Annotated in this window: 15 protein-coding genes and 1 riboswitch; of the genes, 1 reads left to right on the top strand and 14 read right to left on the bottom strand. The window is 45.6% G+C overall.

Annotated elements, in window-relative coordinates; all coding sequences use genetic code 11:
• Nucleotides 1–41: 41 nt before the first annotated feature.
• From FQV30_RS07305 to FQV30_RS07285, 5 genes are all read right to left on the bottom strand, one after another.
• The gene (locus FQV30_RS07305) at nucleotides 42–809 is read right to left on the bottom strand and encodes a metallophosphoesterase (RefSeq protein WP_146499433.1); all 768 of its coding nucleotides are present in this window, start codon (nucleotides 807–809) and stop codon (nucleotides 42–44) included.
• A gap of 76 nt (nucleotides 810–885) precedes the next feature.
• Complete coding sequence (locus FQV30_RS07300; RefSeq protein ID WP_146499432.1) at nucleotides 886–1,515, bottom strand: CBS domain-containing protein; 630 nt, start codon at nucleotides 1,513–1,515, stop codon at nucleotides 886–888.
• 65 nt (nucleotides 1,516–1,580) lie between these two features.
• Complete coding sequence (locus tag FQV30_RS07295) at nucleotides 1,581–2,246, bottom strand: LysM peptidoglycan-binding domain-containing protein (protein WP_146499431.1); 666 nt, start codon at nucleotides 2,244–2,246, stop codon at nucleotides 1,581–1,583.
• Nucleotides 2,247–2,326: 80 nt separating this feature from the next.
• On the bottom strand, nucleotides 2,327–3,754 hold the full coding sequence (locus FQV30_RS07290) for a RecQ family ATP-dependent DNA helicase (RefSeq protein ID WP_146499430.1): 1,428 nt from the start codon (nucleotides 3,752–3,754) through the stop codon (nucleotides 2,327–2,329).
• Between the two features lie 51 nt (nucleotides 3,755–3,805).
• Nucleotides 3,806–4,819 carry a YpbB family protein gene (locus FQV30_RS07285; protein WP_146499429.1) on the bottom strand — a complete coding sequence of 338 codons (1,014 nt, stop codon included), beginning with the start codon at nucleotides 4,817–4,819 and terminating at the stop codon, nucleotides 3,806–3,808.
• Between the two features lie 104 nt (nucleotides 4,820–4,923).
• Between FQV30_RS07285 and FQV30_RS07280 the strand changes: the two genes are divergently transcribed.
• Entirely contained in the window at nucleotides 4,924–5,175 is a 252-nt protein-coding gene (locus tag FQV30_RS07280; protein ID WP_146499428.1) for a ferredoxin, read from the top strand.
• 94 nt (nucleotides 5,176–5,269) lie between these two features.
• Here the strand turns inward: FQV30_RS07280 and FQV30_RS07275 are convergent, their stop codons facing one another.
• The 9 genes from FQV30_RS07275 to FQV30_RS07235 form a co-directional block, all read right to left on the bottom strand.
• On the bottom strand, nucleotides 5,270–5,848 hold the full coding sequence (locus FQV30_RS07275; protein WP_146499427.1) for an ECF transporter S component: 579 nt from the start codon (nucleotides 5,846–5,848) through the stop codon (nucleotides 5,270–5,272).
• A gap of 150 nt (nucleotides 5,849–5,998) precedes the next feature.
• A riboswitch (FMN riboswitch) is annotated at nucleotides 5,999–6,131 on the bottom strand.
• Nucleotides 6,132–6,227: 96 nt separating this feature from the next.
• Nucleotides 6,228–7,448, bottom strand: a complete 1,221-nt coding sequence (locus FQV30_RS07270; protein WP_146499426.1) for a hypothetical protein — start codon at nucleotides 7,446–7,448, stop codon at nucleotides 6,228–6,230.
• Nucleotides 7,438–7,971: an RNA polymerase sigma factor SigX gene (gene sigX / locus FQV30_RS07265; protein WP_146499425.1), complete on the bottom strand. Its 534-nt coding sequence runs from the start codon at nucleotides 7,969–7,971 to the stop codon at nucleotides 7,438–7,440. The genes FQV30_RS07270 and sigX overlap by 11 nt, the downstream gene beginning before the upstream one ends.
• Before the next feature lie 46 nt (nucleotides 7,972–8,017).
• Nucleotides 8,018–9,799, bottom strand: coding sequence for an ATP-binding protein (locus tag FQV30_RS07260; protein ID WP_146499424.1), 1,782 nt, complete (start codon nucleotides 9,797–9,799; stop codon nucleotides 8,018–8,020).
• A complete protein-coding gene (locus tag FQV30_RS07255; RefSeq protein ID WP_146499423.1) occupies nucleotides 9,792–10,508 on the bottom strand; it encodes a response regulator transcription factor in 717 nt (238 codons plus the stop codon). The genes FQV30_RS07260 and FQV30_RS07255 overlap by 8 nt, the downstream gene beginning before the upstream one ends.
• Nucleotides 10,509–10,608: 100 nt before the next feature.
• Entirely contained in the window at nucleotides 10,609–11,793 is a 1,185-nt protein-coding gene (ccsB, locus tag FQV30_RS07250) for a c-type cytochrome biogenesis protein CcsB (protein ID WP_146499422.1), read from the bottom strand.
• A complete protein-coding gene (locus tag FQV30_RS07245; RefSeq protein ID WP_146499421.1) occupies nucleotides 11,790–13,448 on the bottom strand; it encodes a cytochrome c biogenesis ResB family protein in 1,659 nt (552 codons plus the stop codon). Before FQV30_RS07245 ends, ccsB begins: the two co-directional genes overlap by 4 nt.
• 13 nt (nucleotides 13,449–13,461) lie before the next feature.
• On the bottom strand, nucleotides 13,462–14,010 hold the full coding sequence (resA, locus tag FQV30_RS07240) for a thiol-disulfide oxidoreductase ResA (protein WP_146499420.1): 549 nt from the start codon (nucleotides 14,008–14,010) through the stop codon (nucleotides 13,462–13,464).
• 89 nt (nucleotides 14,011–14,099) lie between these two features.
• On the bottom strand, nucleotides 14,100–14,831 hold the full coding sequence (locus tag FQV30_RS07235) for a pseudouridine synthase (RefSeq protein ID WP_146499419.1): 732 nt from the start codon (nucleotides 14,829–14,831) through the stop codon (nucleotides 14,100–14,102).
• Nucleotides 14,832–14,877 lie beyond the last annotated feature (46 nt).

Below are 14,877 nucleotides of genomic sequence, written 5' to 3'. Positions count from 1 at the left end.
ACCTCTCCTAAACTAATCTCTCTATATAGCATAGAAGATTCTTAAGATTTGTGCCAATCTTGACGCTTCGGCTCTATGGTCAACAAGTGGAATTCCGCCGGTGCGCCTAAACGGAGAGGCAGTTTTGTCGTACCGAACCCGTTAGTGACGAGTTCAGGTTTACCGCCCTTTACCTTTAGCGCCCCTTTTCGGTAAATCCCTAGCTTTCCTAATCGGATTTGCCCTCCGTGGGTATGGCCTGCCATGAAGAAATCCACACGGTATTTCTTTTTCACACGTTTGAACAGAAACGGAGAATGCGACACAAAAATTACCGTATCCTCTTCATTGACTTGGGAAAAAGCGCGTTCCAAACCATCATTTTCCAAAGACAAGTAATTCACACCTACCAGCTTCAAATGGGGATTTCCGAAAAGCGAAACCGCTTCGTTATCCATTGGCTTAATGCCAAAATGCGTGAACAGATTCCGTAAATTCCGCTCCCTCACTTCACGGTCGTTGTTTCCCCACACAAAATAGACCGGCGCTTTGTTCACCAGCAATTTCAAATTGTCAGCCACCTGTTTTAAAGGAACGCCTCTTTCAGCCATATCCCCGCCGATAATAATAACGTCAACCGGGACATCAAGCATTTTTTCCGATAATCTCCTCCTATGGATATCCGCAATGAAGAGCAGATTGAATGGCCTAAACGGCACTGCCGCATCCAACCGGACAGTCTGGCGCCGCAAATTATGGCCGAATGCATTTTTATACATAAAGAGCAGAAGCATGACCGCTGCGCCCCCGGCTTTAACAAGTAACTTCATGTTCAAAACCTCCTTAAAAATAAGAAAAAAGGCATTAAGAATATTATTCTTATGCCTTTTTTCTTATTCCTTATATTCAATCTTCCGAAACATCCAATACGCGGAAACCGGATTTTTCGAGTTCTTTCACGAAACGTTCGATATTGTCTTTTTTCTGGATCTTCAAGACGATGCGGCGCACCAGCTTGTCGGTCTCGTCAAATGTAACAAGCGAAATTACGGATTCCTTGTGTTTTTCAATGATGTCACCCAATCGTCCGATACGGCCTTGGGTCTCCACTGAGGTAAAGGTAATGCGGAATCCAGGTTTATGTATGCCAAATGCACTCTGCAATTGATTTACCACATCAAACCGTGTGACGACTCCTAAAAATTCTGTTCCTTCCACAACTGCAATGATTGGAAAATCGTTTAGTTCAATAAGCGCTTTTTCATAAACGTCATTGATGTTCAAGTAAACGTCTTGGTTGACCACGACATCGCTGACACGTGTTGAATTTATAAATTCTTCCTTGCTTTTACCGGAATGGAAAAAAGCTCTGTATGCATGGTACCAGGTGAATATGCCTTTGTATTCGGTGCCATCCACAACCGGCAATGCATCCAATATGTGCTTCTCCAGCAGATCGAGCCCAACTTGAATGGAATCGTCCATTTTCACCGTGTAACAGTTTTCTCTCTTGACCATAGCGCTTTTAACAAACATTCGCTCACCTCTATTTCTCAATCTATATTAAAACTTATTCGACTCCGTTGGAGCCAATTCCTCCATTACGGTAAAATTAATGTTTGTCCAGGACTTATCGAATTGGATGCCAGTCCGTTCGCCTGTTTGATTTTCTCGACTGCCGCTGCTGCCCCCGCTGCCCCATAGTTGTTCACTGCAATCCGGTATAAGGTTTCCTGAGGTTTCACTACGTATGTTTTTGCAGCTTGCTGCGGCTGTTCGGGCTGTTTTTCCACCGCTTCTTTTGGTTCTTCTTTTGGTTCTTCTTTTGGTTCTGCTTTCGGTTCTGCCTTAGGCTGTTTTTCAGCCGATGCTTCCGCAGGTTGTTCACTGGCGGTTTCTGCCGCTTTTTCGGAATCGGCCGCTTTTGCTGCCGCCGCTTCTGCAGGCTCTTCTTCTTGATCTTCTTCCACTTCTACCGGAACAATAGGAGTGTCAGGTGCGGTATTTGTTTCTATACTGACTTCGTTATTCATCGCTTGTGTCGTGATGGTATCATCTGGCTGATAGAAAACGGCTACATAGATAAGGATCGTTACAGGGATTAAAATAAAAAGGAAAAATAAGGTCGGCAACAAAATACTTTTTTTCTTTTTCGGCAGATTTTTGGCCGAATTGCGCGCAGCTCTTCTGGAAGGAGCCGCAGGGTTTGCTACAGCAATTTTTTGGCGATCTTTTTCAATTGATTCCCGGTAATTTTGCTTTCCCATAATCGATTTCTCCTATTCCTGTCTAATAATTACATTATGCCTAAAATATTGCTATTTGTAAATGTTTCTTCTAGGTATTCTTACGAAGGAAGAAGGGCATCTAGCCGGTCTTTCCAACTAGCCGGAACAACTTTCACCGCCTTTTTCACCCGTTTTTTGAAAACGGAATAGTCAATGCCATCATTAACGCAGCAATTCTCCGGTTTGTCGAGCAAATGTTGATCAAAGCATTCACTGATATATTGACGTATACACCCATCAATAGTTACCAGTTTCCGTATTTTTTCAGCTTGTTTTATTTTTTCCTTCTGCAGTTCCTCTATTTGCAGAAGCGTCCCTTCCAGCGGCAGCCGGCTTTGCCAGTACGCAATTACCCGCAGAGCCGTTTCCCTGACAATTCCTTGTTCGACCAAACGTTCGGGTTCGGTGCGGTTGGCGTAAACTTCCCGTATTTCTCTGACAGTAGGCAATTCATCCATTACAAGACTTTCCAACAGCCCTTCATCGCCTTCCGCATAAAGAAGCGTCGCCAAGGCTGCTTTGCCGTCCCGGCCGGCTCTTCCGACTTCTTGGACATATCCTTCGACCGATGTCGGCAGCTGGAAATGGATAACGTGGCGGATGTTCGGAATGTGCACTCCCATTCCAAAGGCATTGGTCGAACAAACCCAGTCCAATTCCCCGTTCTGGAATTGCTGCTGGACAAATATGCGATCCTGATGATCCATGCCTCCGTGATAAAAAGAGGCTGACAAACCGCTATTTGTAAGATCCAAAGCCAGCTGTTCCGCTTTTTTTCTTGTACCGGCATAAACAATCCCCGGGCCCTCACAGTGGTCGACGAATTTCTTCAACCATCCGATTTTTTCTTTTTGGTCTTCGAACCGCTTGACGTCATAAACCAGATTTTTTCGGTCCATAGGATGGGTATATATGAAAGGGTTCGATATGTTTAAATACTTTTTTATTTCATTCGTTACTTTTGATGTAGCTGTAGCGGTCAGCGCCAGGACTTGCGGGTAATTCAGCAAAGGCATGATTTCGGCGATCCGCAAGTAATCCGGCCGAAAATCAAATCCCCACTGGGAAATGCAGTGCGCCTCATCGGCCACAAGCAGCGATATCGAAATGCGCTGCAACTGCTTTTTGACAAAAGGCTGCACAAGCATTTCCGGGGAGATAAAGATAAAACGGTAATTTCCAAGAGTGCTCCAGATTTTCTCTTTGTCTTCCGGTTTCAAGAAAGAATTGATCGCGACCACCGATTTTTCACCCATTTTTTTCAGCTGTGCCACTTGGTCCTGCATCAATGACAGTAACGGCGAAACGATCAGAACGCTTCCAGGCAAGAGATGGGCGGGCAATTGATAGCACATCGATTTCCCCATGCCAGTCGGAAGCAGTGCAATCACGTTATTGCCTTTTAGAACTTCCTCAATAACTTCCCGCTGCCCGGGCCGGAATGAACTAAAGCCATATGTAGAGTATAGCAATTTTTCCAATTCCACTTGTCTTTCTCCTTTCTGTTTGACGGCTGTTCGGTGCCGCTTTTTTTGTGCTTATCTGATGGCCAGTGCCAGCCGGATTTGAAAATATGAGGCTTCCGGCACCTTTTCCTTTATATCGCGCAATCTTTTTGTTTGCTGTTTCCGGCTTACTGCCACAATTGCCTGATATAATTCTTCGCTGAGAAAAGATGAATAATCGAAATAAGGATCGTTCATGGCAAGTTCGACAAAATGATCTTCGATGGTGCTGGTTTTCAATTGCCGCAGCTCCGCAATCTGATGCAAGGCAAATCCCCTGGCGAAAAGCTTTTCGGTACGCTGGGCCGACTCCGTCAAAGCTGACTGTTGAATGACCCCTTCCATCAGCATTGACAGCAGAGGATAACGATTTTGCTCGATGATCTGCATCCAGGCATGCAATGTTTCAACTGTGAACAGCTGGACATCCAGCGGAGTCATTCCATGGCTTGCAGCAATCTGTTCCCACGTCAATCCGCTTGAGCCTAACCCTGATAAGCGCTGCATTAAAATCATTTTATGCCTTTCGGTCACAGGCGCCTCTTCCAAACTGTCCATAAGTTGTGTTTTGAAAGCGGCTGTTGCAGCCCGATCGCGAAAGTTGCTTTTACGCAAATAAGCCTTTACCCATAATTGGATTTCTTCTGTATTCACTACCGGATCAAAAACGTTCACTTTTTGGCTGATATGGGAAAAAGTTTGAACAATTAGTGACAGCCGATTCAAAAACAACTGTTCATTGCCACGGTATTTCCAGCCGTCCAATTGTGTTTTGGGGGTTTGGGAAGTCAAGGCCAAGTCCGTCAAGTCAATGACGTCTTCATTTTTTTGCAGCAGACCACGCGCAAAAAGACCCTCTACCACCTGATCGTAGAAGCGCTTCTCAAGCCTCGGCATAACAGCAAAATAAGGATATAGCCCATAATAACCGATATCTTGGATCGTTTGCCCTGACTTTTTCCCCTTTATCAGATGGAAAGGAGAAGAGATCGTCCGCTCTCGATTCACCGCTTTCATGATTGCGATTAAAAGTTCGTCAAATAACAAGGCATGTCCCCCTAGCGTTTTTGGTTGAAAAACTAAACAAACATCTATAGAATGAATCTGATAGTATAACTGAACTTGTTCGGAGATAAAGGAGAGGAAGCATTATGGCTAAGTATACCATTGTCGATAAGGATACTTGTATCGCTTGCGGAGCTTGCGGAGCGGCTGCACCAGATATTTACGACTATGACGATGAAGGAATTGCGTTTGTTATTCTAGATAATAACACGGGAGTAGAGCAAGTTCCAGACGAATTAGAGGAAGACATGGAGGACGCATTCGAAGGCTGTCCAACTGATTCGATCAAAGTAGCGGATGCTCCGTTTGATGGGAACCCCCTCAAATACGAAGACTAAGAAAATAAAACAGGCATGCATGAAAGTGGCTACTTCCATGCATGCCTGTTTTTATGTTATCAACAGGCCGGGAATCCCCATCCTGCTGGATGCATCAATGATAATAAGCACGCTGTTTCTCTATCCAGGATTGAAGGCTGTTGAACATAAGCAAAACCACTGCCGTCAGCATGAATCCTTTTATCAGGTTGAATGGCAATATACCAAGAAGGATGCTATTAAAAAGGGCGCTTCCGGTTTCTGCCGGGAAGTTCAGGAAATAAGTGTACATCGGCAAAAAGACGAAATAGTTCAAAACACTCATACCGATTGCCATCGATAAAGTCCCCATAGTAAGCCCCACTAAGATTCCTTTTTTGTTGGACATTTTACGGTAGATCAAATACACCGGCATGATAAACAAAATGCTTGTGGCGAAATTCGCCATGTGGCCAACCGGCACTCCGGTCTGGCTCCCTTGGAACAGCCAATCCAATACGTTTTTGAAAAAGGCGACAAGAATACCGGCAGCCGGACCCATGGTAATAGCTGCGATCAGCGCAGGAACATCGCTAAAATCGACTTTCAAGAATGCAGGCAGCGCAGGCAATGGAAAATTGAAAAGCATTAAGATAAAAGAAATACTGCTCAACATCCCGATTGCGATCATAGATTGTAACTTTTTGTTCTTCATTTTTTCCTCTCTCCTTAAAGATTCACCAGAAGAAAGGTTCGGCCTACGCCGTTACACAGAAAATCCCTTAAGCGTTCAAACTGCTCAAGGGAGAAAAAGGCACACTGAAAAAGAGCGCTTCGTTTACGTGTAAACGACATACGTCCGTACCTTCACCTTCTCCCATCCAGACTATACTGTCGGCTTTGGAATCGCACCAAATCCTGCCATTTACGGCTCGCGGGCTTAAGAACTGGGTTCTATTACCGCCGGTAGGGAATTGCACCCTGCCCCGAAGATGAATCGATATTTTATTATATCCTAATGTTAGTAGAAAAAAGGCGTAATGTAAACTATAATGCTTACACTACGCCCGGTTTCTTTTCATTTTTTAAAAACGTTATTGCAATGGCCACTCCATTTTGTTCGGCGCTATAGGAGCTGCAATCGGCTGGGTGAAATCGAAATCGTTCCACTGTTCTTGCACCGTGTTTCCCAATTGCACTTGTTTGCCGAACGATTGAGCCGTCAAAGCCAAGCTTTCCACCATACGGACCGCTGCCGATGGTTCAATCGAATCCATATCAAGGGGCTCTGTAAATTGGACTTCAACAAGTTCTTCCGTTTCGGTAACGGCAAAGGATGCGTCTTCAGGGATTGTCGCCTGCTGAAAATCACTCGGCGATGCCGAAAGCCCTTCGACAGCTTCTGCTGCAGAACCAAAAGTCATGCCGTAGCTTGGCAAAAGGTATGTCGCCCCTGTTGCTGTTGTGTAAGCATGATAGGCAACATTTGCAGCACCGGTCTTGATCGGTTCCATTGTCCCAACTTGCCCGAATTCCGCCGGAGTTCCGTCTTCATTCAATACCGCCACTTCTTCCACATCTTTGAAAGTCTCCTGGATTGAAGCCATATAGACGCCAATGCTTGCTGATGCCTCATCATATTTGTGGTCACTCGGCAGCATATGCGCCGCCCCATTATCCGTTTTCGTTATTGTCCCGGCATAAGGGTGATACTCCTCGAAGCCAAGCTCCTCTTCGTCAAGATTGGAAGCATACTGGTTGTAGAGCTCCACAGAGGTGGGCGTCCCACTGTCAAAATCTCTTTCGATCTGTTCGTTGGGAATCAAAAAAGAAACAGGAATCACATACGCATTTTCAGTCATTCCAATTGTAAACAAGGTGGCCCCTTCCAATTCATTAGAGTAAACTGCGGTCCGGCTAAGCGCAGCCGGCTGCATTGCTGAAAAATCAGAGGATTCTTCTCTTTGCTGGCTTTCCTGGCTTTCCTGGCTTGAAATTGCGGCGGAATTCTCTCCGGTATCGCCTTCAGGCTCAGGGGAAGTGACTGCCGTCTCTGCCGGCTGGTCAGATACGCTTTCTTCAAAGGCCGAATCGATGCCGTTTTGGCTTAGAATAGAGGCTACAAGGATCCCTACTGTCATAAAGGCCAATACTGCCACAAGCAAAGGCAGCCAGTTTCTCTGCCGCTTTTGTCGGGGTAGGCTTTTTTTGGCAAGACGGCTGTAAACCTCATCTTTTGGCCGATGGTCTTGAATTGCCGGAAAATCTCCTAACAGATTTTCAATATACCTCTCATCCCATTTGCTATTCGGCATTCGCCTCTCCCCCTTCCATAGAGGATAATTTATCGCGCAATGAATTTATCGCACGGTGCTGTGTCGTTTTTACTTTTCCTTCCGTCCAACCTAATACTTCCGCAGTTTCAGCTATCGAAAGATCTTGGAAAAACCGCATGATTATGACCATTTTCTGATCTCCCGTACAAAGGTCCAATGTTTTATAAAGCCTTATTTTGTCTTCGTTCAACATCGAAATTTCTTCAGGGATGCGTTCGGACGAAACCAATTGCTGTGTTTCCCAATCAAAAAAATCCATCGAATGCTTTTTTCTGACAGCCGCTTTGCGGAAATGATCAATTGCGACATTTTTGGCAATGGAAAAAAGCCAGGTTTTTTCAGAGCTTTTCCCTTCAAAGCGGTCATATGCCCGAAAAACGCGGATATACACTTCATGCATCAAGTCTTCTGCCAGCGTGCGGTTTTTTACTAAATAGATAAGAAACTGAAAGACATCTTGATGATATTGATCGTAAAGCCGATGAAAAACGGAGTCATTCATGAACTCCCCCCCGTTCTTTAGATTAGTCGTATCTATTTATAAAAAGTTACATCTTTTTCAATGGGAGCAAAAAGATAAAGGAAGTTCCAACGCCAACTTCGCTTTCTGCGTAAATCTCACCGCCGTGGGCTTTGATGATGTTGCTGGCGATTGCAAGGCCCAGCCCTGTGCCGCCCTTGCCGAGCGTCCGGGCTTTATCCGCTTTGTAAAAGCGTTCGAAAACGTATTCCAGGTCTTCTTTAGTTATTCCGATGCCTGTATCGTTGACGGAAATTTTCGCGTATCCTTGTTCTTGTTCGACATTGACCATGACATGCCCTTCTTCCGGCGTGTGGCGCATAGCATTGTCGATCAGATTTGTCATAACTTGCTCAATCCGGTCTTCGTCAAGTTCTGTGGCGGCCCAATCGTCAAGGCTGGTTTTGAAGGACAAATGGATGCCTTTTTCCTTCGCAGCTTGGGAAAACTTCATTGTCATGCGTTCAATCACACTATTGATTTGCACAACGTTTTTGTAAAGCCGCATATGGCCGGATTCCAAGCGAGCCAAGTTCAGCAGGTCAGTGACCAGGCGGCCCATGCGTTGGGATTCTTCGTAAATGATTTTTGTCATTTCACGGCGTTCTTCTTCTGTTGCCCCAACATCATCCAGTATCGCTTCACTATAGCCTTGAAGCATTGCAATTGGCGTACGGAGCTCGTGGGATACATTAGCGATAAAATCCTCACGCAGCTTCTCAAGCCGATGCTGTTCGGTCATGTTATGCAATACTGCCACTGCCCCGCGAATCGATTCGCCGCTGTAGAGCGGGCTGAAGGTAATGGCGTAATAGGCGCCTTCCATCTCCAGTTCCTCTTCAATTTCCTCTTCAAACGTCAGGACATGGTCAAGCATATGGACCATTTCGGGGGGCAGCGGTTCATTTTCCTTGTTGCTGATCTTATTGAGCCACTGCTGAAGAAGTTTTTCAGCTGGCGGGTTGCTGAGCAGAATGGTCCGGTCTTGGTTGAATGTAATGACCGCATCAGCCATGGATGTCAATATGCTTGAAAGCTGTTCTTTTTCCTGATTGATGACTTCGACGTGATGCTTCAGTTGGCGGCCCATTTGATTGAATGCAGTAGCCAACTGGCCGATTTCATCACTGGACGCTGCCCGGACTTTCGTGTCAAAATTTCCTTTAGCCAGTTCAAATGCCCCTTCGCGCATTTTCCGCAACGGCAGCGTGATTCGGGTGGATAAGAAAAAGGCAAAAAAAGTAGTCAATATAAATGCGATAAACGCTGATAGAAAAACAATATTAGTCGTCCTGCCGGCTGTACGGTCCATGACTTCGAGCGACTGATAGATGAAGACCGTCCCGTGCATCTCTTCCCCTGTTTGGATCGGACTGGCAAGCACTATATAAGATTCCATCATATCTTCTTCGGACAATGAAGGAAGAAGCATTTCTTTTATGACCGTCTGGTCGGTTTCGAACACTTTCTGGAAGTCCGGTTCGTTCAAAATAGTCTCACGCACCTCTTCTCCATTAATGCCCTCATGGATATAGTAAGTGCTTTCATGGGGAACTTCGGCAATTACAGCATTGGTGTCCGGACCAAGAATATCTTCGATGATTGTCATGGAGTTGGAAACTTCCCCGTAATCGTTGAAAATCCGGGCGATTGTTGCCGCTTCCTGCTTTAAGGTGTCCTCAACCGCTTCACTGTGATAGTTCCCAAGAAACTCCAGCAGCAGGACAGTTACAATAAACAGGACAAAGGAAACGAGAAGCAAAATGGTTAACCACAGCTTCCCGACGACACTATTCCATATTCTATTCATTTCCAACCTCAAATTTATATCCTACGCCCCAAACAGTGACAATCATCTTAGCGGCTGATTCCGATACACGATTCAACTTTTCGCGCAATCGCTTTACATGGGTATCGACAGTACGCAAATCGCCGAAAAAGTCATAATGCCACACTTCTTTCAGCAGATGTTCCCGGTCAAACACTTTATCCGGAGATTTTGCAAGGAAATATAAAAGCTCGTATTCTTTTGGCGTCAAATTCACTTCAACATTGTCCGCGGTGACCCGATGAGCATCATGATCGATCGTCAAATGTGGAAACACGACCAAATCCTTCGAAACGGATGAATTGGTTACAGGCGAATAAGCGGACGAGCGGCGCAAAATCGCTTTGACCCGCAGCACCACTTCTCTCGGGCTGAACGGTTTTACGATATAATCATCCGCTCCCGATTCAAACCCCTGGACCCGGTTCGCTTCTTCTCCTTTTGCCGTCAGCATGATAATTGGCGTCATTTTCTGTTCACGCAGCTCCGTGCTCACTTCGATGCCATCTTTTTCCGGCATCATGAGATCGAGCAAGATGCAGTGGTAGTCTTTTTCGGTTGCCATTTCTAAAGCTTGGACGCCGTTCTCGGCTTCTTCCACTACATACCCTTCGCGCTCAAGGTACATTTTCAGCAGCCGGCGGATCCTTTCTTCGTCATCTACAACCAATACAGTGATTTCTTCAGACATTGTAACCCCTCCAACTTTTCTCTCTTACGATTCATTGTACCTTCAACAAAACTAAAAATAAATAAAAAGCCTTTTCCTGCCATGGAAAAGGCTTTTTATTTTATGCGTACGAGTGAAGCCCCGCAATTATCAAGTTAACAGCTACAAGGTTGAATAGGATAATTGTAAACCCAATCACGCCAAGCCATGCTGATTTTTCGCCTTGCCATCCTTTGCCCAGTCGCAAATGCAAGTAAGCGGCATAGAACAGCCATGTGATAAGCGCCCACACTTCTTTTGGATCCCAGCCCCAAAAACGCGACCAGGCAATCTGAGCCCAGATCATTGCAAAGATCAATGCCCCTAACGAGAACACCGGAAAACCGATGATAACAGCCCGATAGCCGATCTCATCCATCAAGTTCAAGTTGACGTTCTTGACGAACGGTTTCAGGATGGCCGCGATTCTTCTTCGGGCAACAAGCCGGATCAACCAATAAAGAATCGTTCCAAAAATCAATGACCACGTAACAGTCGTCAATTTGCTCGCATTGATCACTGCAGGCATTTCTGCAAGCGGCGTCATTGTGTTTTCAGACAGGGCCGTATATTCATTCATGCCGAAAATCGGCGGCATCTTGTATTCGATCTCCGCCTCAACGCCTTCTTTATCAACGTATGAGAAATCCGCTTGATAACCTGCAGCTGTAAAATAAGTGCTGGCGATAACAAAACCTAGCACAAGCACAAGGGAATACATAATAGCTTCCAGCCAAAAACGCTGTTTAGACCTTTTTGTTAAATCGACTACTTTTAACAGGTAGACCAATCCTGCGGCCGCGCTGATTGCCAAAATCCCTTCAGCTATCACCACCGTGCTGACGTGGATTGCCAGCCAGTTGGACTGAAGCGCCGGAATCAATGGGCTGACTTCACTTGGGAACATGCTTGCGAAAGCAATGATCAACAAAGCCACCGGCAAAACAACCATCCCAAGGACAGGCGTTTTATATAGGAAGTAAAGGACTAAAAATCCGCCGACAAGCGTCATTCCGAACGCAGTAGTAAACTCGAACATATTGCTGAGCGGCGCATGTCCGGTTGCTCCCCATCTTGTAAAGAAATAAGCCAGATTGGCCAGAAAACCGATGATAGTGATTATGAAAGCCGTCTTTCCCCAACGGCTTTCCGAATTATATGTGCCTGTTTTATTGCCTTTTACTGCTCCGCCAAAAACAAAGGTGGCGATCAGGTAGGCAATGAAGGCTGCGTACAGGAAATTGGAGCTCATTTCGGCCAAAGTCATAACGCTTCCTCACCTTCCTTTTTCATTTGTTTCTCGATTTCTTCCTGCTGATCAGAATAAGCTGGAAGTGACGCATACGCTGAAACTTGCTCGAGGTCTTTTTTCAGGGCATACCAGTTTTTGTTTGTATGGCCCGCCAGAATAACTTCCCCATTCGCTTTTTGTTGGATCCAGAACCGGCGATGGTTAAAGTACATCCCTTGCGCTACACCGATCATGAAAATCAGACCGCCTAGCCCGAGAATTGGCAATGTGCTGTCTTTACGGATTGTCAAACCGGATACATCGCGAGTTTCAACGCCCTGAAACTCCAATTTGAATTGGTTATCCCCAAAAGGTTCAATCGTATTTCTTATAAGAATGAAACTTGTTTCCCCTTTTGGCGTTTCAGGAGTCGTCATTTCAACCAAGAAACCTGGATTGTTCGGAAGCGGGGTGGCTGTCTGTGGTTCTCCGTTTTCAAAACCGGAAAAATCAGGATAATACCCCTTCAGTTCTACTGTTGCACCGTTTTCAAGTTCGTACATTTTTTCAGGATCAATCAAATCAATCGTCAATTCGCCCAGCGATTCTTCTGTCTCTTTGTTCGTCAAAGCGAACGTCATGGCCTTGAGTTCATCTAATTTGAAATCCATCTGGTAGACAGCATAGCCGTCAAATTTCAGGGGTTGATTGACGCGGATTGGGTATTCCTTTACCACTTCCATATCTTCTGTTGCCCCTGGCAGGCTGTTTTCCGGCTTTTTATACAGAATGACATCTGTCTGATAATTTTTAGCGACGCTTCCGACCCGGTCCACCGCTTCGCTGAAAGCGCCGCCGTTTTCTTCGCCGCTATATGTTTCCAGTTCAAAGCTCTTGCTTTCAAGGGCGTAATCCGGCACTTCCGGTATGGCCCTAGTCTCGCCTTCCCGGATCCATAAGGTTTCGTCCACATAAAATCCCGGAATCATGCGCAGCATAACCCCGAAAAGGAAGATGATCAATCCGATATGGTTGACATATGGACCCCACCGTGAAAAACGGCCTTTTTCAGCAAGCAAGCCGTTCTTGTCCAGCTTTACGTTATACTTTAATTCTTTAAGCTTTGTTTCCGCTTTGGCCAGCACATCTTCCTGGGCATAGCCCTTCCCGTATATGCGCTGTTTGTTTATGAAGCTTTCATGGCGGAGAACCCGCTGGTTTTTCAGGGAACGGTAAAGCGGCACAAAGCGGTCGAGGCTCGCTATGATAAGAGAAATGGCAAGCATCCCCACCAGGATAATGAACCAGAACGAACTGTATAAATCATGGAACCCTAAAAAATGATAGATTCGGCCGATTTCACCATATACATCTGAATAATAGGCCTTTATCGTATCTTCATTCCGAGTGGCCACTTGCACATATTCCTCTTGCGGCAAAATCGTGCCGATGGCGGCAGCCACCAGAAGCGCAACAATAATCCCTACGCCCACTTTGACACTGGAAAAGAAATTCCAGATTTTGTCGATGATCGATTTGTTGTAGGTCTGGGATCTTCTCGCGGTCCCTTCATAGCGCATGTCCACAAGCTTGCTGTTTTGTTCCTTCTCGGTCAAAGAGCGTCCGCACGATTCACAAAGGATAGTCCCGGGCGGATTCACATGACCGCATTGGCATTGCATTTTGTCCATCCGAAAAAACTCCTTATTCAGGTTTAATTTCTTCCATAAACCCTTCAATATCCTGTTCTGTCATTTCACCCGTGACAATCCGTTCGATCTTGCCTTCCGGATTCACCAATACCGTCGTCGGCAGCGGTATGATGTTGTAAGCGGTCATTACGCTTTTCGTCTTGTCGATAACAACGGGAAATGACAAATCATATTGATCGGCAAACGACTGGACTTCGAATTCGGATTGTGCAATATTCACTGCCAGCACTTGGACGCCTTGGTCTTTGAACACTTCAAATTGGCGATCCATAGCAGGCATCTCTTTTGCGCAAGGCTTGCACCAAGTTCCCCAGAAATTCAAGAAAACTCCCTGTCCTTTATAATCAGACAACTGATGGCTTTCGCCTTCAAGGTCAACCAGTTTAAAATCGGGCGCTTCATCGCCGACCTTCAACACGCTGACATCTTCAGCTGTTGCGTTGTTGTAAAGGGTGTATCCGATAGCAGCAATCATCAAAAAGAGAATGACTGAACGCATAATGACTCTGTTTTTCTTTTTGTTCTTTTTCTTTTCGCTCATTTATGTTCCCTCCTTCGAGGTTTATGCAAAACCAATTATAGCAAAGTTTCTACTATTGAATGGACGCAGTTTTGAATGGTTTGTGAACGTTAATGGCGCTTTCCGGTTTCCGCCATAACCCGCAATAGCTTCACTTCGTGGGCGCTGAGTTCTCTCGATTCTCCTGCATTCAAGCCTTTCAACGTTAAAAATGCGAACTGTTCCCGGCTCAGTTTTTGGACAGGGAAACCGATGGCATCGAACATTCTCCGCACTTGGCGGTTTCTGCCTTCATGGATCGTAATCTGCACAATGGCCTTTCCAGTTTTCCGGTCTGCAGACAGCAATTTGACTTTTGCCGGTGCCGTCATGCCATCTTCAAGCTTTATGCCGCGCTCCAGCTTCTGTAAATCTTCCCGCGCCGGAATGCCTTTGAGGCGGGCAACATATGTTTTGTCGATTTCAAATTTAGGGTGGGTCAGCAGATTGGCGAACTCCCCGTCATTTGTCATGATCAGCAAGCCTGATGTATCGTAGTCCAAGCGTCCAACCGGATAAATGCGTTTTTCTACCGTCTCAAAGAAATCGGTGACCACTTTTCTATTTTTATCATCGCTGACCGCAGAAATGACTCCGCGCGGCTTGTACAATAAATAATATACTTTCTGTTCTTTTTCAAGCTGCACGCCTTCCACTTCAATCGTGTCGGAGTGCGATACTTTTGTGCCTAATTCTTTTACCACTTTGCCGTTGACTTTGACTTTTCCGTCAAGAATCAACTGTTCTGACTTCCGTCTTGATGCGATGCCGGCATGTGCCAACATTTTCTGTAATCTCTCCATAAGTTCACCTCATTGATATTTTTCCGTTCGTTCCTCTCGGAATTAT

The organism is Planomicrobium sp. CPCC 101110 (assembly GCF_007859395.1).
GTDB lineage: Bacteria > Bacillota > Bacilli > Bacillales_A > Planococcaceae > Planococcus.
Note: the sequence above shows the minus strand (reverse complement) of the source record. Positions and strands in the feature narration are given on the sequence as shown.